Annotated in this window: 19 protein-coding genes and 1 tRNA gene; 7 read left to right on the top strand and 13 right to left on the bottom strand. The window is 65.5% G+C overall.

All coding sequences use genetic code 11. From position 1 onward, the window contains the following. Nucleotides 1–115 precede the first annotated feature (115 nt). Nucleotides 116–802, bottom strand: a complete 687-nt coding sequence (locus F7O44_RS12145; protein ID WP_162450474.1) for a FadR/GntR family transcriptional regulator — start codon at nucleotides 800–802, stop codon at nucleotides 116–118. Between the two features lie 218 nt (nucleotides 803–1,020). Here F7O44_RS12145 and F7O44_RS12140 point away from each other — a divergent pair, with 218 nt between their 5' ends. Continuing rightward, entirely contained in the window at nucleotides 1,021–4,203 is a 3,183-nt protein-coding gene (locus F7O44_RS12140) for a UvrD-helicase domain-containing protein (protein ID WP_162450473.1), read from the top strand. Here the strand turns inward: F7O44_RS12140 and F7O44_RS12135 are convergent, their stop codons facing one another. After that, nucleotides 4,204–5,010, bottom strand: coding sequence for an MBL fold metallo-hydrolase (locus tag F7O44_RS12135; RefSeq protein WP_162450472.1), 807 nt, complete (start codon nucleotides 5,008–5,010; stop codon nucleotides 4,204–4,206). It lies immediately after the preceding gene. A gap of 662 nt (nucleotides 5,011–5,672) precedes the next feature. On the opposite strand from F7O44_RS12135, the gene F7O44_RS31100 reads away from it, so the two are divergent. Together F7O44_RS31100 and F7O44_RS12130 are read left to right on the top strand one after the other, a co-directional pair. Further along, nucleotides 5,673–5,801 carry a hypothetical protein gene (locus F7O44_RS31100; protein ID WP_281353515.1) on the top strand — a complete coding sequence of 43 codons (129 nt, stop codon included), beginning with the start codon at nucleotides 5,673–5,675 and terminating at the stop codon, nucleotides 5,799–5,801. Between the two features lie 137 nt (nucleotides 5,802–5,938). After that, nucleotides 5,939–6,103 (top strand): hypothetical protein, encoded by a 165-nt coding sequence (locus F7O44_RS12130; protein WP_162450471.1) that lies wholly within the window; start codon nucleotides 5,939–5,941, stop codon nucleotides 6,101–6,103. 157 nt (nucleotides 6,104–6,260) lie between these two features. Here the strand turns inward: F7O44_RS12130 and F7O44_RS12125 are convergent, their stop codons facing one another. The 4 genes from F7O44_RS12125 to F7O44_RS12110 form a co-directional block, all read right to left on the bottom strand. Then, nucleotides 6,261–6,689 carry a PIN-like domain-containing protein gene (locus F7O44_RS12125; RefSeq protein WP_162450470.1) on the bottom strand — a complete coding sequence of 143 codons (429 nt, stop codon included), beginning with the start codon at nucleotides 6,687–6,689 and terminating at the stop codon, nucleotides 6,261–6,263. An 11-nt stretch (nucleotides 6,690–6,700) separates the two neighbouring features. Continuing rightward, nucleotides 6,701–7,387, bottom strand: coding sequence for a DUF433 domain-containing protein (locus F7O44_RS31785; RefSeq protein ID WP_162450469.1), 687 nt, complete (start codon nucleotides 7,385–7,387; stop codon nucleotides 6,701–6,703). Between the two features lie 204 nt (nucleotides 7,388–7,591). After that, nucleotides 7,592–8,269 (bottom strand): hypothetical protein, encoded by a 678-nt coding sequence (locus F7O44_RS12115; RefSeq protein WP_162450468.1) that lies wholly within the window; start codon nucleotides 8,267–8,269, stop codon nucleotides 7,592–7,594. Nucleotides 8,270–8,523: 254 nt separating this feature from the next. Beyond that, nucleotides 8,524–8,709 carry a hypothetical protein gene (locus F7O44_RS12110; protein ID WP_162450467.1) on the bottom strand — a complete coding sequence of 62 codons (186 nt, stop codon included), beginning with the start codon at nucleotides 8,707–8,709 and terminating at the stop codon, nucleotides 8,524–8,526. Nucleotides 8,710–9,367: 658 nt separating this feature from the next. Here F7O44_RS12110 and F7O44_RS12105 point away from each other — a divergent pair. Further along, nucleotides 9,368–9,580 (top strand): hypothetical protein, encoded by a 213-nt coding sequence (locus F7O44_RS12105; RefSeq protein ID WP_162450466.1) that lies wholly within the window; start codon nucleotides 9,368–9,370, stop codon nucleotides 9,578–9,580. A 98-nt stretch (nucleotides 9,581–9,678) separates the two neighbouring features. Here the strand turns inward: F7O44_RS12105 and F7O44_RS12100 are convergent. From F7O44_RS12100 to F7O44_RS12085, 4 genes are all read right to left on the bottom strand, one after another. Continuing rightward, nucleotides 9,679–9,754, bottom strand: a tRNA-Thr gene (locus F7O44_RS12100). A 131-nt stretch (nucleotides 9,755–9,885) separates the two neighbouring features. Continuing rightward, entirely contained in the window at nucleotides 9,886–11,073 is a 1,188-nt protein-coding gene (locus F7O44_RS12095) for a L,D-transpeptidase (RefSeq protein ID WP_162450465.1), read from the bottom strand. Nucleotides 11,074–11,103: 30 nt separating this feature from the next. Further along, complete coding sequence (locus F7O44_RS12090) at nucleotides 11,104–12,663, bottom strand: alpha/beta fold hydrolase (protein WP_162450464.1); 1,560 nt, start codon at nucleotides 12,661–12,663, stop codon at nucleotides 11,104–11,106. Next, nucleotides 12,660–13,562 carry a PSP1 domain-containing protein gene (locus tag F7O44_RS12085; RefSeq protein ID WP_174255913.1) on the bottom strand — a complete coding sequence of 301 codons (903 nt, stop codon included), beginning with the start codon at nucleotides 13,560–13,562 and terminating at the stop codon, nucleotides 12,660–12,662. Before F7O44_RS12085 ends, F7O44_RS12090 begins: the two co-directional genes overlap by 4 nt. A 348-nt stretch (nucleotides 13,563–13,910) precedes the next feature. On the opposite strand from F7O44_RS12085, the gene F7O44_RS12080 reads away from it, so the two are divergent. Further along, on the top strand, nucleotides 13,911–14,816 hold the full coding sequence (locus tag F7O44_RS12080; RefSeq protein ID WP_162450462.1) for an FkbM family methyltransferase: 906 nt from the start codon (nucleotides 13,911–13,913) through the stop codon (nucleotides 14,814–14,816). A gap of 191 nt (nucleotides 14,817–15,007) precedes the next feature. Here the strand turns inward: F7O44_RS12080 and F7O44_RS12075 are convergent, their stop codons facing one another. Further along, nucleotides 15,008–16,165, bottom strand: coding sequence for a DNA polymerase III subunit delta' (locus F7O44_RS12075; RefSeq protein ID WP_162450461.1), 1,158 nt, complete (start codon nucleotides 16,163–16,165; stop codon nucleotides 15,008–15,010). Beyond that, nucleotides 16,162–16,800, bottom strand: a complete 639-nt coding sequence (tmk, locus tag F7O44_RS12070; RefSeq protein WP_222851298.1) for a dTMP kinase — start codon at nucleotides 16,798–16,800, stop codon at nucleotides 16,162–16,164. Before tmk ends, F7O44_RS12075 begins: the two co-directional genes overlap by 4 nt. Before the next feature lie 178 nt (nucleotides 16,801–16,978). On the opposite strand from tmk, the gene F7O44_RS12065 reads away from it, so the two are divergent. Together F7O44_RS12065 and F7O44_RS12060 are read left to right on the top strand one after the other, a co-directional pair. Continuing rightward, nucleotides 16,979–18,130, top strand: a complete 1,152-nt coding sequence (locus tag F7O44_RS12065; protein WP_162450460.1) for a serpin family protein — start codon at nucleotides 16,979–16,981, stop codon at nucleotides 18,128–18,130. Nucleotides 18,131–18,196: 66 nt separating this feature from the next. After that, nucleotides 18,197–18,520: a BON domain-containing protein gene (locus F7O44_RS12060; RefSeq protein WP_187361250.1), complete on the top strand. Its 324-nt coding sequence runs from the start codon at nucleotides 18,197–18,199 to the stop codon at nucleotides 18,518–18,520. Here F7O44_RS12060 and F7O44_RS12055 read toward each other — a convergent pair. Further along, nucleotides 18,496–19,164 carry a VTT domain-containing protein gene (locus tag F7O44_RS12055; protein WP_162450459.1) on the bottom strand — a complete coding sequence of 223 codons (669 nt, stop codon included), beginning with the start codon at nucleotides 19,162–19,164 and terminating at the stop codon, nucleotides 18,496–18,498. The two genes, F7O44_RS12060 and F7O44_RS12055, sit on opposite strands and share 25 nt — an antisense overlap. Nucleotides 19,165–19,274 lie beyond the last annotated feature (110 nt).

The following is a 19,274-nucleotide window of genomic DNA, read 5'->3' as shown; positions in this document are numbered from 1 at the left end:
GTGAATTCCGTGTCATCAGACAGCTGTTGAGTGGTTATCGGTGCCAACCCGACATTTCGACGCGTGGAGCGAGTCGTGGCAAGGCGGTAGGTATGCGCCGGGCTGAACGGGCAGCTCAACTTCCCCACACTTCGATCATCGCGGCGTGGACTTCGGCGAGGATGTCGCGCATAGCGCTCTCGGCTGCCGCTCCGTCGCCCTGCGCCACCGAGCGGGCGACGTCCTCGTGCAGCTTCGTCGATGCGGGGTCAGGGTACTGGGGCATCAGCCCCAGTTGGGTCCGGCCGCGCAGGACCGCGGCGACCACGTCACCGAGGGCGTTGAACATCTCATTACCGCTCGCCCGAAGCAGGAGAGTGTGGAATTCGACGTCCAGCTCGAGGAATTCTTCGAGATGGCCGGCATCGCCCTGCTCACGCATAGCCATGGCGAGCGCGACGGCCCGTTCGCGTTCGGCAGTGGAAGCATGGCGGGCCGCGGCGCTGGCGGCCACGGGTTCGATCGCCACCCGCAGCTCGGTCAGCGAACGCAGCTGCTGATCTCGACCCTGACCGGAGAGTCGCCACCAGATGACTCGTGGATCGAAGACGTTCCACGACGTCTGCGCCAGCACCGTGATGCCGACCCGGCGGCTGGACGTGACCAGCCCGGTCCATTCGAGCACACGCATGGTCTCGCGCGCGACGGTGCGGGAGACACCGAACGATTCCTGGATCCAGTCCAGCGTGAGCACATGACCTTCCGGCCATGTTCCATCGACGATCTGCGGGCCGATGGTATCGAGGACATCCGCGTGGAGCATCCCGACGTTCCACTGGTGTCCGACGCCTCGTGGCTCCACCGGTGTTGGGCGCGCCGTGGGAGTCTCCTTCGTGGGAATGATGCTATCTTTCGATAGGCGGATCATACTACCGTTTGACCCCGGCCGGGAGCGCTTCACAAGGCGCTCGATCAGCTCCGACGAGGGGCCGGGACCATCCGTCTCCTCACCCGGAGAACACGCGTGGCATGATTTCTGGGGTGCGCTTCTACGCCGACCTGCACATCCATTCAAAGTACTCCAGGGCTTGTAGCAAGGATTGTGACCTCGAACATCTGACCTGGTGGGCCAAGCGGAAAGGCATCGGCTTGGTCGGCACCGGCGATGTCACTCACCCCGCGTGGTTCGCTCATCTCCAGGAGAACCTGGTGGTCGCGGAGCCCGGGGTCTTCCGCCTCCGTCCGGAGCTCGAGCGGGAGATCGACCGCGATCTGCCGCCCAGTTGCGTGACCGATGTCCGGTTCATGCTGTCGGCGGAGATCTCGACCATCTACAAACGTGCCGAGCGCACTCGCAAGGTTCACCATCTCGTGTACTTGCCGGACTTCGACTCCGCGGCGGAGTTCAACCGCCGGCTCGCGGCCATCGGCAACATCGGATCCGACGGGCGGCCGATTCTCGGACTCGACTCCCGGGATCTGCTGGAGATCGCGCTCGAATCCAGCCCGGACGCCTACCTGGTCCCGGCCCACATCTGGACGCCGTGGTTCTCGGTGCTGGGGTCCAAGGCCGGATTCGATGCCGTCGAAGACTGCTACCTGGACCTGGCTGATCACATCTTCGCGCTGGAGACCGGCCTGTCGGCCGACCCGGAGATGATCTGGCGGGTGTCCGCACTGGACCGTTACACATTGGTCAGCAACTCCGATGCACACTCGCCGCCCATCCTCGGCAGGGAAGCCAGTGTGTTCGACACCGAGATGGACTACTACTCGGTACGCGCCGCCCTCGAGACAGGTGAGGGCTACGCCGGCTCCGTCGAGTTCTTCCCCGAAGAGGGCAAGTACCACCACGACGGACACCGGAAATGTCAGGTCCGGTTGTCTCCGGCCGAGACGCGGCGCCTCGGGGGACTGTGCCCTGAATGTGGCAAAGCACTCACCGTCGGCGTGCTCAGCCGGGTCGAGGAACTTGCGGATCGTCCCGCTGGTGTCCGGCCGGACGGCGCGGCCGGTTTCCGGAGCTTGATCCCGTTGCCCGAGATCATGGGTGAGCTGCTGGGTGTCGGGTCCAAGAGCAAGAAAGTCCGTCGTGAGATCGCCGGGCTGACTGCCGTGCACGGGCCCGAACTCGCCATCCTCGCCGACGTTGCGCTCGATGACCTCGAGACCGCGTCGCCCCAGCTAGCGGAGGCCGTCCGGAGGCTTCGGCAGGGTGAGGTGATCCGCGAGGCGGGCTACGACGGTGAGTATGGAACCATCCGTCTCTTCGATCCGGCCGAGCTTCGCACTGTGCGCAATTGGCAGGCGCCTGCCCTGTTCGACGACGCCCCGATCCGAGCCGAACCGAACCGTCCGCGCCGGAGTGCGCCGGCCGGGACACCGGCTCAGCCCACGCTCGAGGTCCTGTCCGAGCCCGGCGCCGAGGTGGGCGCCGAGCGGGACACGCAGGAGATCAGCGACACCACGCCGGCGTTGCTGGCCGGGCTCGATCCGGATCAGCGCGCCGCGGCGGCGGTCCGTAGCGGCCCATTGCTGATCATCGCGGGTCCGGGGACGGGGAAGACCCGCACGCTGACGCACCGGATCGCCTACATGGTCAACGACCATCAGGTACCACCTGAACAGTGCCTGGCCATCACTTTCACCCGCAAAGCCGCGGCTGAGATGTCCGAGCGTCTAGGGCGGCTCATCGGGGAACGCGCTGACGACGTTACCGTGACGACGTTTCATGCCTTCGGCCTGAGTGTGCTGCGCGCCGAGCACGCCCGGGTGGGCCTGACCGCGAGTTTCGGCATAGCCGACGACGAACGCCGCCTGGCTGTGCTTGCCGACGTGCTCGGCGATGCGGCGGCGGCGAGGGGCATGGTGTCGGAACTCTCGCGGGTCCGGCGCAGCCCACAGCCGGTCGATCCAGAGGTCACCAAGGCTCTCGATGCCTACCTGACCAAGCTGCGGGAACTGAACTTGGTCGACTTCGACGATCTGGTGGCCCTCCCGGTTGATCTGCTCGAATCCGATCCCGCCCTCAGCGCGGAATTCCGGGCGCGTTACTCATGGATCTGTGTCGACGAGTACCAGGATGTCGACGCGTTGCAGTACCGGTTGCTGAGGATGCTCGCACCGGCCGGCGGCAACGTGACCGCTATCGGCGATCCGGACCAGGCCATCTACCGTTTTCGTGGCGCCGACGTCGGCTTCTTCCTCCGCTTCGAGCAGGATTTTCCTTCGGCGGAAGTTGTGCACCTCACTCGAAACTACCGGTCCGGCCCGCACATCCTGAGCGGTGCGATGCAGGTGGTGCGCCCGTCGACTCTGGTTCCGGATCGGGTGCTCAGCGCGGCTGGTGGCCACGCCGACCCGGCCAGGATCGGGGTCTACCCTGCCGCCAGCGATCGTACGGAGGCCGCGTTCGTCTCCCGCACGATCGATCAGCTACTGGGTGGCACGTCGTTGCATTCGCGCGACAGCGGCCGGGTCGACGACGACGGCGAGGACCAGATCGGCTTCGGTGACATCGCCGTTCTCTACCGCACGTCCGGGCAAGCCGGCGCCGTCATGGACGCCCTGACCAGAGCCGGGTATCCGTTCCAGCGGCATTCCCACGACCGCCTGGTCGAGCGGCCGGGCGTGCGGACACTACTCGACGAGCTGACCTACGCCACTGAGGCGAGAACGGCACCTGACGTCTACACGGCGCTGCAGAGTGTCGCGGAAGTGACGTCGCAGCGGGTTTCCCGCCTGAACCGGACCGAGCGGACGTCGGAGTTGTACGTGGCGGTTGACCTACTGACCCCGCTCGCCGTGGAATGCGGCGATGACCTCGAACGATTCCGGAGAGAACTGCTGCTCGGCGCCGAGGTGGACGCTCTAGATCCTCGGGCGGACCGAATCTCGCTGCTCACCCTGCACGCTGCCAAGGGACTGGAGTTCCCGGTGGTCTTCATGGTGGGGTGCGAGAACGGATTGCTGCCGCTGCGCTGGCCGGGTGAGGAACCCGACGACGAACAGCTGGCGGAGGAACGCAGGCTCTTCTTCGTCGGCATGACCCGGGCGCAACGGCTGCTCTATCTCTCCCACGCCGCTCAGCGCATCTGGCGTGGCCAGCTGCGGGAGAACGGCCCGTCCCCGTTCCTGCGGGCATTGAACAGCTCGATCGTCGAGCGCATCGACGCCGAAACCGCGAATCGCCGGCAGCGCGCTCAGCAGCTGACCCTGATGTGATCAGTCTTCCCGGGCCATCACCCGCGCCCGTGAGCCGGCTCGACCCAGCCGCATGCCTGGGCGCGCGAACTCGATGGAGCCGGTGAACCGGCTCCGGGCGGCGTCACACGTCGGTTGTTCGTCGTCGGGATCCGACAAGTGGGTCAGGACCAGCAGCTCGACCCCGGCCCGTGCCGCGAGCTCGCCCGCCTCGGCGCCGCCCATGTGCCCGTGGGCGGTGAAGTCACGTCCTTCCTCGTTCACGTATGTCGCCTCGGCGAGCAGTGTTGACGTACCCGCGGTGAACTCCACCAGCTCCTCTGTCAGGCCCGTATCGGAGGTGTACACGAGATCGAGGTCGGGGAAACGAAGCGACAGAGTGGGGACGGGGTGTGCCGCGCCTAGGGTCTCAACCCGGATGTCACCGATCGACAGGCCTGCGCCGAGGTCGATCGGGGTGAAGGGGAGCTGGTCATTCAATGGCGTGCGCAACTCCGGCAGGGTAGGGATGCCGAAGACCTGATCGAAACCCTCGATGACGCGGGCCAGCGCCGCCGGCCCGTACAACGGGATCGGTTCGAGACGCTGCGGAAAGGCCCGCCGGAAGGCGAGGGTCATCAGATCTCCGCAATGATCGAGATGCTCATGGGTGACCAGGACAGCATCGACGTCCGCCAGATCCCCGGAGCTGGCCAGCCGTCCGATCACACCTGGGCCGCAATCGACGAGGAGCGTCGTCTGCTCGACTCGGACGAGGTATCCGGACGCGGGGCCGAGGGTTGTCGGGGCGCAGGCGCTGCAGCCGATCACACAGAGCTCATGTGTCATGTGGTTCATCCGATCTCGGAGGTGCTGGGGCGGGTGCTCAGGTGAAGCGCTATCCTAAATCGTTTTAGGGTAGCAAGGACAAAGACTGCCGCCCGACGCGTGTGCCGTCAACCCATCGAGGCGGCCGGAAGGCTGCGAGAGCGAGCCGATACGGCGTAAGGGCCCGCCAACGCTCGCGGTGTCATGCCGATCAGCTGTCGCCGAGGCCGCGCCCCGGTACGGCGGAGGACGGCGCATCTGTGAACGCGGATCCGGCTCTTCGCTTGTCCGGCGTCATGAGTAGAGGTGCCCGCGGAAGGGCACGAAAAGAGGTGGAGCCGCCTGTCGGAATCGAACCGACGACCTATTCATTACGAGTGGCCTGGGCGCCGTTAAAGGTAGGGAAAGCGGAACCAATGTAGGCGCATTCATGCAGATAAACGACGCCCCGCCGTGTAAGGGCGCGGAACCTGGATCATCCTGGTTCAGGGTCGTATGTGCCATCGATGTGCCATCACAGGCACGCGGTCCGCCACGGGGAACGGTCGGCCTCATCCCGGACATTGGACGGCCCCGGGCGCGGCGATAGCGGCGCCGTCCGGGGCCTCGGAAACCCACTAACAAGGAGTGGATGCCCACGCCGGCGCGCCAGCTTCTGCCGCCCATCGACCATGCTGAGGCGGGTGAGCGCGGTGACGGCTGACGTGTCCACGGTCGACATTTCGGCGAGGCGCCCCCAGCGGGTACCGGGAGGCAACGAGGTGGCCACGCTGCGGGCTGAGGTGGACTATCACGAGGCGAGGGCGCAGTGACATCACATGCGCGCCCGTGCGGTGCGAGACGAGCTGATGCAGGCACTCGCGGCGGAGATGGGTCCTGAGCAGCGGCGGACGTTGATTCGCCGGATGAACACTGCGGTGACGTCATGAGGGCCCCGGGGACAGACGTTGTGCAGCTGCTCGCTGCGGTCCTGGCCGATGTGGAGTCTCTGCAGCGACGTGTGGAACGTGTCGAGACGGCTCTGGCCGGCGTCGATGATGGCATCGAAGCGATGCGGGTGAGCTTGGGTGCATTGCGTGAGGTGGTGCGCGGCGCGCGAGAGTTCGGGCTCTGAGCAGAAGACCAAGGAATGGGCAAGCGCCCCCGGACCACGAAGGGTCCGGGGGCGTTGTGCTGCCTAGAAACTGATCATGGTTTTGTGAGTTACTACAGGCTGTGGATGCGCGAAGTGCCAGTCGTGAGTCGTCGCCTGCTTGCTCCCATGAGGACTGCTAAATGTTGATCTCCCGCATCCCGGTCCGTGTCAACGCGAAGATGTACGGGCCGGTTCGGGTGGTGACCACATTCTCCATCGATCGCCACTGGCTCACAACGACTTCGAGCAATTCCCAGCGGTTCAGGTTGCCCTCGCTGGTGATGGCGAACATGCGAGCGCCAGCGTCCCGGACGGCGGTGATCTCCGCGGTGCGTGCCTGGATCTTCTTGTCGCGCGTGATGATCGTCAGGCCCCACTGGGTGACGGTGGGAATCCAGCGCTCGTCGGGTGTATCGGTCTGCCGTACGGGGCAAGGTGTCTGTCGGTCGCGAGCGCGTTTCCGTTCGCCATCGTCGCCGGGCCAGGTGACATCACGACGGATGTCTTTGAGCGCTTTTCCGACACCGATGGTGTCGGCATCGAAGTACCACCGGGCTTGTTGCATGCCTGGATGGGTTACGCAGCCGGGGAGAACTCGTAGGCGAGGGCGGCCTTAACCTGCTGGTCGGTGAGCCCGAAGTCGTCGGCGATCTCGTCGATCGTCGCGTCGGCCTGGGCCTGCTCAGCGAGGATCTCGGTGCGGATGCCTTCGATTGTCGCGGCTGCTGATGCAATCCTCGGATCCATCACGACGGGGCTTGCTGCGCCAGCTGGCCTCATTCGGAAGGCGGCTTGTATGCCTGACTGTTCGAACTCGACCTGGTCAAGGAAGTCGCGCCGGAGGTAGGCATTGATCATGTATTGCTTCGATCGTGGCTCGTAGACGAGCCACAGCTCTTCAGGCAGGTGACTGTCTTTTTGCAGCTCGATGATCAACCGCCGGTTCGTGTCTATGTAGGGGCGGAAATGTGCGAGCGGGTAAGGCACACCGAACTCTTCACGTAAGGCGGCGATGAACGGACGCAGCCGCTGCATTGAGACCTTGACGTCACGATAGGCACGCACGTAGCGCGCCTCAACCATCTCGCCCCATGTAATCGTGGCCGACCCAGTGGGCTCTTCGCGAAGGACAGGCTCGTACCTTCGACCACCCCGCTCGCCCCCTTCGAGCCAATGAACCAGCGTCGATGGTGGCATACGCAGTTGCCGGGCGGCCTCACGGGCAGCCATCACCGGCCGATCAAGCACTACCGCGTCGCCCACAGGTCCAGCCTCCTCTCATCTGACAGCATCGCAGCAGATGGTGGTGTTTTCCAGTCTCTTCCACTCATGGACTCCGGTCCAAGTGTGCTGACTGGCGAGTCTATGTCCCACGGCGGATGGCACTTTGATGGGTGGGCGACGCGGCGGCAAGCCGGTCGAGGGTGTGAATCGGCTACGCCGCCATGTTTCCCCAGTGGGACACGCCTATCTGACCAACCAGGCCGTCACCAACGCGCCGATGATGCCCGTGACGATTCCGCCGAAGTACACGAGGGAATCTCGCCTGGACAGGTACCGCCGATCGCGCTCCTGCTGCCGAGTCAACAGCACAATCTTGACGCCGGCATTGCGGAACATCCCACGCCTCTGCAACCACCGCTTGGCCTTCTCACCGAGCCAAACCGCGCCCGCAATGCCACCTGCGAGCACCGGTATCAGCCGCCAGTCCGGGCCAACATCCACCACAAACCACACGGGCAGCGCAATGACCGCAATCCAATAGAACAAGGCGGCAAGACTCAGTACCCCTCGAGCGTTAACGCGGCGCCGTGAAAGGCTCCGAACACGCCCCAGTGCCGCCCGGGTGGCTTCGCCCGTGCCCTCAGCATGGACGCTTTGGCGGCCCAGATGCAGAGAGATTCTCGGGTCACCATCGAAGCCGCTCAGCTTCACATCTTCTTGGATGCTTACCCATTCGATGTCCGCCTCGTGCAGCGACGCGATCTCGGCGGCGCTGGAGACGGGGCCCCAGCCGGACACCGACATGCGCGCGTGGCACTCGAGGTCCGCCTCGATCGACCTTACGATGTCTTCGAGATCGTCGAGGTTGAGCTTGACCGGCGGCAACGCCGAGTCATCGGTATCCCACCAGTCCCGAAGCACAGTCCACACGCTCATGATGGGACGGTACCGGCCGGCACCGACACGACGGCATCAACGGCGTGATCATCCACATCCACTACATCGTCGCCGATCGCAGCATCGCCATCGGTCATCACCCCGAAGGAATTGGCCCTTCGACCGGAGATAGACGGAGAGAAGTGTCCGTACCGGCATCTTTCCGGAGATGGGCACAGCGGAGCGCACCTCGGACGTTGGCGGTCCGAGGTGCATTGTTGTTCGTCACACGATGGGCGTCACTTCGATGTGTCGACGACTGAGGTTCCGGGTTGGGGGCCGCCGGCTATAGCCCGGTACGCGTGGGCAGCGTCACGAATCATCTGAGACTTCATCGGGCCCTCGTACTGCTCGGCGCTCTTCGTAACGTCGACGATCGCCGCGTAGACCGCCTCACGCGCGTTGGCCTGGCTCTGTCCAGCCATCGTTCACACCTGCCCTTAACTGTGAGAGCACCCAGTGTGCCCCCTCTCAGGTAGGCACGCTACGGCGCGGCACCGACAATGTCAGCCACGTGCCCTGGGGCGCCTGCGGCGACCCCGGAACGGGTTGCCTCCATAGGGCTCCAGAGCGCGGGGCAGGAACACACGCTCGACGCTTTCGTTTGTCAGCTTCTCGCACCGGTTCGGCTGCGGTCCCGTTGCCCGTCGGCACTATCTCGGCGAGAGAACGGTGCGGTCTCCGAAGTCGAGCTTCAGGGTGGTGCCGTTGAGGGCTTCGGCGATCGCTTGCGGCTCCATAGTAGGTGCCATCGGCGGTGAGTGGCCGGCGCCCTGTGTGGACGCGGCTACGGCGGCCGGGCGGCTCGTCCGACACTGCTGAGTAGCCGCTCGAACGCGGCATTCTGCGACCGGGACATCACCCGTTCTTCGGTTGCAGGATCGCGGGCACCTCGTCAGGAGCGAGCGCCCGAAGTTGCTGGCGACTTTGCCGCCGTCGTGACCGTTTCACCCCGGAAGGTGTGATCTTCCCGCCCGTGTGCACCATGTACGGCTCGGTGTGGCTCCCGCCGCCGCTGCGTCTGGTGTTGACGGTGATGGTGGTGGTCCGGTTACGGGCGATCCGGTCCAGGATCCCTTCCGCGTGCGACGCACCGAAACTTCCGGTGTTGTCGTCTGGATCCGCGTCTTGGCTACCTCGTCGAGGATGCCTCCGTACTCGCGGGCCCGCAGTCGCGCTCTGGCGTCGTCGACAGCGTTCACATCCGACGTGTACACGTCGGTGATGTCTGAGGTGAAGGCTCGCGTGCCGAAGGACGTGGACAGGTATCTGGAGACGGGCACGGTGGCGTCGTGATGGTGCAGTCGGGAACGCATGTGCCAGCAATGTGCCATCTCGGGCGTCCGGCTGAGCGGGAAAGCAAACGCCCGCAAGTCTGTGACCTGCGGGCGAGTTGGAGCCGCCTGTCGGAATCGAACCGACGACCTATTCATTACGAGTGAATCGCTCTGCCGACTGAGCTAAGGCGGCTTGTGCCGGTAAGACCGGCACGGTCCACGAGTATAGGACGTACGGGCACCCAACGCCGAATCGGGTGTTCTGGCTGGAGCGGGCGGCGTCCGGGGCCGCATCGCGTGGTGCGTTGCGCGATGCCGCAGTCGTCAGAACTCGCCCGTGGTGATCGCCTCGCCTACTGCGGACCCGGCAACGTACTCGTCCCAGGACTGGTTCCAGTCGACCATGCCAGGATCGCCTCGTTCGACCAGGTCGTCCGCTTCGCGGGTGGAGTTCTCCACGGTCACGATGTCGCCGTAGCGAACCATGTTGAAGTAGGTCTCGCCGTTGGCGTCGTTGAGGTTGATGCAGCCGTGCGAGACGTTGTCCTCGCCCTGTGACTCCTCCGACCAGGGCGCCGAATGCACGAAGGTGCCGCTGTACGAGAGCCGCACCGCCCAATCCGCATCGACGTCGTAGTAGTGGGGATCGCTCGGATCGCATGTGATGTTCGCGTTGCACGACGTCATGTTGCGTTCCTCGAACTTCTCGAGGACGACGTACGTCCCATTGCGGGTGGCGAACTCGGGTGCGCCGAGACTCGTGTTCCACGTGTGCTCGGTCTCGCCGTCGACGTTGACCGTCATGGTGTAGTCATTGGCATCGATCTCGGCGATGTGCTCGGAGCCCACCTCGAACTCTAGGTGGTAGGAACGCCCGCCCCACAGCTCTTCACCGGCCTGAACGCCGTTGAGCTCCAGATCCAGAGCTACTCGGGTGCCGGCCGGCCAGTACTCCTGCGGCCGAAAGCGGGCTTCCGTATCGCTCACCCAATGCCAGCTCCCGACCACCTGTGGATCGGACGAGACATGCATCTCGCGCTCGACGGCCTCTCGTTCGGTGACCGGCTGTGTGAAGCGCACCACGATCGGCGCCCCTACCCCGACAACCGACTCGTTGCCGGGCTGCATGGTCAGGGTCAGCCGGTCACCGTCCGGCACCTCCGCCACGGTGAGTTCGTCGTCGAACACGTGGGACTCGCCGAACGAGTCCGAGGCGGTCACCATGACGTCGTAGTTGGTGCCGGGTTCCGGGCGAGTGGTGCTGGTCCAGGTGCGGCCGTCGTCGTCGATGTCACCGGGCAACGCCTCGCCATCGGCGGAGACGACCTCAGCCGACTCGATCTGGCCGGCGCGCATCCGCAGCGTCAGGGGTTCCGCGTACGAGACGTCGGCGCCGGTGCCAGCGAGCTGCGTGAGCGCCCGGGCGTGGCGTACCTCGCTCTCGTCGCCTGCGCACGCCGCCAGGGCGAGGGCGACGCCCAGACCGAGCATCGCGATGATCGAACGGCGCATGCCGCCCATTATGAGCGGGCATGTTCCGACTTACGAACAGACACGTCCCTCGTCGGGCACAGTGCCGTCGAGGAGGTAAGCATCGACGGCCGAGTCGATGCAGCTGTTGCCGGACAGGTACGCGGTGTGCACGAAGGCCTCATACGTCAGCAGCACCCCCGACTCGAGCTGCTCGGACAGCGACTCCGCCCAGCGGTACGGGGTGGCAGGGTCGCCGGTGGTACCGATCACGAGGATCGGGTCGGCCCCGGTCGCCGAGAGCTGAGCCGGATCGAAGTCGGACTCCGCGGGCCAATCCACGCAGGTCAGCCCGGCCCAGGCCATGAACCGCCCGAACGTGGGCGAGAGATCCTCGAACTCCTGCGCGGTAGCTCGCGCTTCTTCCGGCGTCGTGGTACTCGGCCGGTCAAGGCAGTTCACTGCGATGATGGCCTCGTTCTGGTTGCCGTCGTACACCCCGTCCGGGTTGCGTGCCAGATAGAAATCGGCGAGCTGTAGCAGGTCTGAACCGTTTTCGTCGTTGATGGCGTTGTCGAGAGCCCTCTCCAGCACTGGATAACCCTCTTCGGCCGGGAGGTAGAGGGGCAGGATGATCCCGTAGAAGGCTAGCGCTGCGGTGAGCGGGCGCTGGGGGTCGTTGGTCGGCACGGGCTCGGTCTCGGCGTCGGCCATGAGCTGGTCCAGCGCTTCGCGCGCCTCGTCCTCTGAGTCGCCGATGGCGCAATCTTGATCGAGGCACCATTCCAGGAAGGCGTCCAGCGAGCGCTCGAACCCCTCGGCCTGGCCCAGGGCGACCTCTTCTGCTTCCAGTGCGGGGTCGACAGCACCGTCGAGAACGAGACGACCGGCCCGCTCGGGGAACAGATCAGCGTAAACGGCACCGATGAACGTCCCGTAGGACTTGCCGAGATAGTGCAGCTTCTCGTCACCGAGCGCGGCCCGCATCACGTCCATGTCGCGGGCGACATTGGCGGTGTCGATGTGGGCCAGCAGGTCGCCGGAGCGTGCCTCACACGCCGCGGTGAACTCTTCGATGGTCTCTTCCAGCTCAGCCAACGCTTCGTCATCCTCGGCACTGGCCTGCTCGCTGACGAACACGTCGAGGTCTTCGTCGTCCAGGCAATCGATGGGGGTGGAAGAACCGACGCCCCGCGGATCGAATCCGACGACGTCGTACCGTTCCCGGAGGCGATCAGAGGCGACCACGTTCTCGTTTCGGGCGTTACGCGCATACTCGATGCCGGAAGCGCCCGGCCCGCCTGGGTTGACGATGAGCGAACCTGCCGGGTCTTCGCCGGTGGCCGGCACTCGAAGCATCGCGATCTCGATCTGATCGCCGTCGGGATCGGCGTAATCGAGCGGGACAGACAGGGTGCTGCATTGGTACTGGTCGCCGCAATCGTCCCACTCGAGGGTCTGCGTGTAGAACGTAGCGAGTTCTTCGTCGACGCCCTCCGTCGCGTCCGGAGCGGGCGTCGACTCCGGCGGCATCTCTTGCTGTGGTGGCGCATCCGGCGGGCCGCCGTTCGAACATGCGGCTACAGCGATCGCGGCGCCGAGAGCCAGCGTGATGGAAATCCGGCGGTTCACGGCTGCTCCTGAGAATCGGTGGTGGTCTGGTGGTCGTCGCCATTCGGGACGTCCGGGGTGGGTCGCATGCCGTCGGCGACCGCGCCTTCGTACGCCTGGCGAGATCCGCAGACACTGGCTTTCGGGCAGGCCACCCGGCGTCCGGTTTCGCGGTCCCGGACATAGACGGTCTCGGAAGGAACGTTGTACCCGACGACAGTACCCTCGGCCTCATCGGTCTCTACGCCGCATCCGAGCGACGGAACGTTGGCCTTGAAGTCCTGATACAGCGGGTGTTCGTACTTCAGACAGCACATCAGGCGTCCGCAAGCGCCGGAGATCTTGAGCGGATTCAGGGGCAGGTCCTGATCTTTGGCCATCCGGATACTGACCGGTTCGAAATCCTTCAGGAACGTCGAGCAACACGTCTCGCGCCCACATGGGCCGACGCCGCCCTGGACGCGGGCTTCGTCGCGCGGCCCGAGCTGGCGGAGGTCGATCCGCGCCCGGAGCGTGCGCGCCAGATCGCGCACCAGTTCGCGGAAATCGACCCGCTGGGGCGCACTGAAGTAGATGGTGATGAGTTGGTCGACGTCCTCACGGGTATCGACGAAGTCGACTCCGACGATCTTCATCGGTAGCCCGTGGTCCCGGATGAGCCGGCGCGCGACGACGCGTGCCTCGCCGCGACGGCGGCGATTACGCTCGTCGCGCTCGAGGTCTTCCTCGGTGGCGGTGCCCGCGCAGACGGGTAGCCCATCGACGTCTTCGCTGACCCATTGCGGCGCCCACACGCACTCCGCGACCTCGGGACCGTCATCGGTCGGTACGAGGACCTTGTCTCCCACACGAGGAGAGTGTTCACCCGGATCGAGGTAGTAGAGCTTCCCGTACCGGGTGAAGGCCACTGCCATCACCATGCCCACACAGCCACCATACGGCGTGTTGTGCTGTGGAACACGCTCGGTGCCGAACCTGACGCCGCCATGTCGAATGTGTGTGGCTCAGCCGCAGCGCACCGGCCGAGTCCGGCTGTAACCAGTGTGTTGTTTGACTTGCTGGGTAACTCGGGTACCCATTGATCCATGCATGTGCACAGGTTGTTCTCAGGCGGGTTCTATATAGCGGGAACCCTCGCGGAGGCTCAGGCGTAGCAAGATGATGTACCCCCTAGCCTGTCGAGACGGATGGTTGTGAGTGACGGCATGGCTGATGATGTGACTGATTATCACAAGAGCGAGATAGGTCGCCGGCATAGCTGGCATGGCATGAAGGCGCTCGTCAAGAGGATCCTCTCGTGGCGGGTACCGCACTACCTGGTTCGTGTGGCGGCAACGCTGGCCGGGGGCCGGATCCGCCGGGAACGCCTGCCCGCGCCGGCTCACGTGAAGTCGGTGGAAGCCCGGATGGCCGGGGTGAGCTTCGTGATGAATCGGCCTGACCGGTGCATTATCGCCAAAGAGCTCTACTGGGGCCGGGGTGTCCGGCCGAGGTCCGAAGACCAGCTGGCGCTGGACGTGTTCGCGACCGTTGCGCGCGATTCGAAACTCGTCCTGGATCTTGGCGCATATACCGGCATCTTCTCGTTACTGGCTGCCCGGGCATCGGAGGACGCCGATGTCCATGCCTTCGAGGTGCTACCAGAAGTCGCCAAGGCGGCGCTGGACAACGTCGTTGCCAACGATCTTCTGACCAGAATCACCATTCATACCGAGGGCGTTGGTAAAGATGGTGACTCCGCGTGTTTGGAGACCGGCACCGGTGGTTCGGCATTACCTGATTTCTATTCGACCGAGTTCTACTTCGAAAAAGGCGTACACGTTCCGATCCGGTCATTGGATTCGATCTTCGAGGCCTTTCCGGAGTCAGCTCGTGGTGCCAAGACGGCGATGAAGATCGACGTGGAGGGGACCGAGGACGTCGTGCTCCAGCACGCCCAGGTGTTCCTCGCCGCGAACCGGCCGGACATAGTCTGCGAAGTCTTGCCCGGCCGGGCCAACACGGCAGGAGTCGAAGCAGCTCTGCGGCCGCACGGGTATCGCTTCTTCCGTTTCGGTGAGCAGGCGTTGACCGAGCATGAGGACCTCATCGCGCAAGAGCCGTTCCGTGACTGGCTCTTCACCACCAAGACGGCGGATGAGCTGCGCGCCGTCGGCGTCTCCGTCAACGAGTGACGTTTGCCCGCCCGCCGCGGTGATCGTCGGCCGTGCGTGGTGGGGGTTCCCCCATGCTCAGCTAGCTGCGACGGGCGTGTGGGGACCGCGGTGTGGGGGTTGTGATGACGCCATCCAGGGTTCGGTCGGGCATCGGCGAGGAACGAGCCGCGGGCGGGGATGGCATCATCACAACCCCCACACCGCTCCCTTCACCCCTCCCGCAGCGTCAACGCCATGGACTCCAGCGTCAGCAACGGTGCGGCGTTGGCCAGGAGCGCTTCGCGGGCGGCGACGATGGCCTCCATGCGCCGGAGCGTGGCTTCGGGGGTGCCGCCGCGGGCCAGCCGGTCGAGTGAGGGACGGATCTCGTCGTTGATGAGTTCAGCGCTGACACCGAGCTGCATCATCAGAACGTCGCGATACAGGGCCAGGACGTCCACCAGCGCGCGGTCGATGGAGTCGCGTTGTACGCGGGTGCGGCGGAGCTTCTGCTCGCGCTCGAGCTCTTTCACCGCACCGTCCATGTTGCGCGGTTTGCGGCCGATGGTGCCCGCACCCAAGGCCTTCTTCAGTTCTTCCACCTCACGGGCGTCGAGCGCGTCGCAGTGCCGTTCGGCATCGACCTTGGCGGCCTCGACGATGTTGGCGGCGGCGTCGAGGCACTGGCGGAGATCGTTGAGCGCGAACGGCAGGCGCAGCACCTCTTCGCGGCGCGCGCGGGCATCGGCGTCGGTAGCGAGCGCGCGGGCTCGGCCGATATGACCTTGAGCGGCCCGGGCGGCGAACGAGGCGATCTGTGGATCTACGCCTTCCGCTCTGTTCAAGTAGGCAGCGACGTCTTCGTAGGGTGGCGTTCGAAGGTGGACGACCCGGCATCGTGACCGGATGGTGGGGACGATGTCTTCGGCCGTAGGGGCGCACAGCATCCAGACGGTGCGCTCGGGGGGTTCTTCGACGGACAGCAGCAGTGCGTCTGCGGCGTCCTCCCCGAGCCGGTCGGCGTCTTCCACGACGACGATCTGCCAGCGCCCGCGGGCAGGCTTCAGCGCGGCCCGGGGGACGAGATCGCGAACCTGGCTGATCTTGATGTTCAAGCCCTCGGTGGTCAGCATGGCGACATCAGGATGGGTGCCGGCCCGGACCTCTGTGCACTCTGCGCAGCGGCCGCAGCCGTCGTCGGGACATTGCAGCGCGGCGGCGAACGCCTTGGCGACCACCGAGCGGCCCGATCCGGGAGGGCCGGTGAAGAGCCAGGCGTGGGTCATGGAACCACCGGACCGACCAGCGGCCACCCCGGCGGCGTCGGCCACGGTGCGCTGTAGTGCCGGCACGATCGTTTGTCCGACGACGTTGTCCCAGACGCTCACGTCATCACCTTGTCCACTGCGGCGGCCACGTCGGTGGCGATGTCTTCCGGGGGGCGCGTGGCGTCTACGACCAGATAGCGCTCAGGCGCTGAAGCGGCAAGTTCGAGGAACGCCCGCCGGACGTTTTCATGAAGCTGGTCGGGTTCACGTTCGATCCGGTCGAATTGCCCGAGAGCCAGCATCCTTCGACGACGCTCGGCAGCGTCGAGGTCGAGGAGCACGGTGAGGTGGGGTCGAAGCCCTTGGGTGGCGAAGTCCGACAACGCAGCGACTTCAGCGGTGCCGAGAGCGCGCCCAGCGCCTTGGTATGCGACTGACGAGTCGGTGTAGCGATCGGTGATCACCACGGCACCACGCTGTAAAGCCGGCTTGATCAGGGCGGCCACATGGTCGGCACGGTCGGCGGCGAACAGCAGGGCTTCGGCGCGTTCGTCGAGTTCACCTCCGTCGAGGACGATGCTTCGGACCTGTGGTCCGATGCGAGAGTCACCGGGCTCGCGGGTGACGACGACGTCGCGTCCCTGGCCGCGCAGGTGCTCGGCGAGCAGTTCGACTTGAGTCGACTTGCCCACGCCGTCGCCGCCTTCGAAGGCGATGAACAGCCCGTCCTGGCGGGCGTCGTCCTTATGCGTCACGCCGCCAGCGTAGTCACCCACGCCGCCAGCTGTTGACCGGCTCACCTCTTCGCCCAGCTAGATGATCATGTTTGGTGGGTTTTCTCGCGCGTCGATAGGCCTGCAGGCATGGTGACCCAAGAGAAGACCCACCAAACATGATCATCTAGGGGCGGGCGGATGAGGTTAGGGTCGGTGTATGCATACGAGGACGGTGAACGCGTTGACCGCGTCGTGGGCCGCGCGACTCGAAGGGCCCGGTGTCCTATCCGGGGCTGGGTTGTGGCCGCTGCTTGCGGTGCTGGCCGCATCGGCCGACGAGCCGGGCCGCGAAGAGCTCGCGGAGGCGGTGAGGCTGCCATCGGATCAATGTATGGAGTCGGCCCGGGACGCGATGAAGAGCATCGATGGTATTGAGGGCGTCGACGCTGCACTGGGCCTATGGGCGCAAAGCGCAGCCCAGGTGAACCCCGACTGGGTCAACGAACTCCCACCGGGCACGGTGGGCGAGATATCTGGTGACCCGCGCATAGACCAGCCGAAGCTCGATGTATGGGCACGCGAGCGCACCCACGGCCTGATCGAACATTTCCCCGTCGAGACCCACGCCGACCTGATGCTGACACTCGCCACGGCCGTCGCGCTGAGAACGTCGTGGACGCGGAAGTTCAGCGATGAGACCGTGACACCCGCGCTCGGGCCGTGGGCCGGGAAACGTCTCGCCGGGCTGCAGCGGACCACTCGCGGGCTCGACGACCTGCGGGCGGCGCTGACCCCGGCTGGGGTGCTCACGTTGACCCGGATCGAGGGCGACAACGGAATCGACGTACACCTCGTCCTCGGTCCAGAAGAGCAACCCCCGTCGGCAGTGCTGCCTGCCGCGATGGCCGTACTAGCCGGTGATCACCGGGTCCAGTCCGGAAGTGACTTGCTCCACGCCGACGTCTCGGCCGCGCCGGGCCTCAGCGTCGTCGCGGCCCAGCGGCCGAGCGTCGCCGTCACCACCGTCCGGTTCACCGTGCGCTCGGAGCACGATCTATTGGAGAACGCGCGCATCTTCGGCCTGGAAACGGTGAGTCGATCCGATCGAGGTCATTTCTCCCGGATCTCGCCGGTTCCCATGCGGGTCGATCAAGCGGTGCAGTCCGCCGTGGCGATATTCAGCGCGACGGGTTTCGAGGCAGCGGCCGTCTCAGCAGTCGGCCTGCGGGTGGTCTCGATGCCGGTCCACAACGCGCGTGGGCTCCAAATGACCTACGACCGTCCGTTCGGGTTCCTCGCCGTTCACCGCGGTTCCGGGCTCGTGTTGTTTGCCGGCTGGGTCGACGAGGCGGAACCCGCGGCGCGCTGAACCGGGCCGGTCCAACGGACTGTCCCCGGTACGCATGAGGCGCCGGACAGCGGGTATGCCTGGGGCATGATGATTCCGATCATTCCTCCGTGGACCTACCCCGACGCGCGGTATTACTACGAGTGGCTGGATGAGCCGCAGTCTGAGGGCGAGGCTGGTCTGAGCGACGGCGACATCAAGTCGGCCGTTGTCGATCGGCTGAAGACGAACACCTACACCAAACACGACGACATCAAGGTGGACGTGAAACAAGGTGTGGTGGTTCTCGGTGGCCAGGTCTCGTCGTGGCTGGTCAAACGGGCCGCGGGTGACGACGCCTGGGACACGCCTGGTGTGGTGGATGTCAGCAATCAGCTCCGTCCGCTTCAGCGCAACGTCACCACCGACTGAGGTGCTCGCGCTGCTGCCGGCGCCGCGGCGGGCCGGTTGCGATCCGCGAAATCGATCAGCCGCCGGCGGGTGCGGATGATCGCCCTGATCGCGCCGGCCCACACGCCGACGACAAGCGCCACCCCGATACCGATCAGCGATTGCATCCACAGCGGCGCCTCGGTGACCGATCCGGTCAGATAGCCGAGGCCGACGAGCCAGCTCGCCCACGCGAGGCTTCCCACCACACTCCAGATGAGGAAGCGCCGTGGAGCGAGTCCAGCCAGCCCAGCGCTGGCGGCGCTGGCGGTGCGTCCTAGAGGCAGAAAACGCCCCGCGACAATCGTTGCCGCGCTGGCGGACCCGAACCGGTCGTAGACACGCTCGACGCTCATCCGGGCGCGTCGGCCGAGCCGGAACCGGTCCAGTGCGCCCGGAAGTTTGTGCCGGCCGAGCCCGAACACCACGTGGTCTCCGGCCACGGCGCCCACTGCCGCGGCCGCCACGGCCCAAGCGAGGTGGAGTTCACCGGCTGCGGCGAACGCGCCCGACGACACCACGAACACCTCGGACGGGACGGCGGGCATGATGGAGTCGAACGCGACGAGAACGGTCATGGCCAGGTATGCCGCCAGCGGGATGGCGACCAGGGAAGCGGGATCCACGGTCTCGAGGCTGCCCGGCCGATGTGTGCCTGAACAACCCCGAGACGGGGAAGTTCAGGGAAACGTCGGGGGGATCCCTGGCGTACGAGTCACAGCATCGACGAGGCTGC

The organism is Phytoactinopolyspora mesophila, from assembly GCF_010122465.1.
Taxonomy (GTDB): Bacteria; Actinomycetota; Actinomycetes; order Jiangellales; family Jiangellaceae; genus Phytoactinopolyspora; species Phytoactinopolyspora mesophila.
This window is presented reverse-complemented; position numbering and strand designations above follow the sequence as displayed.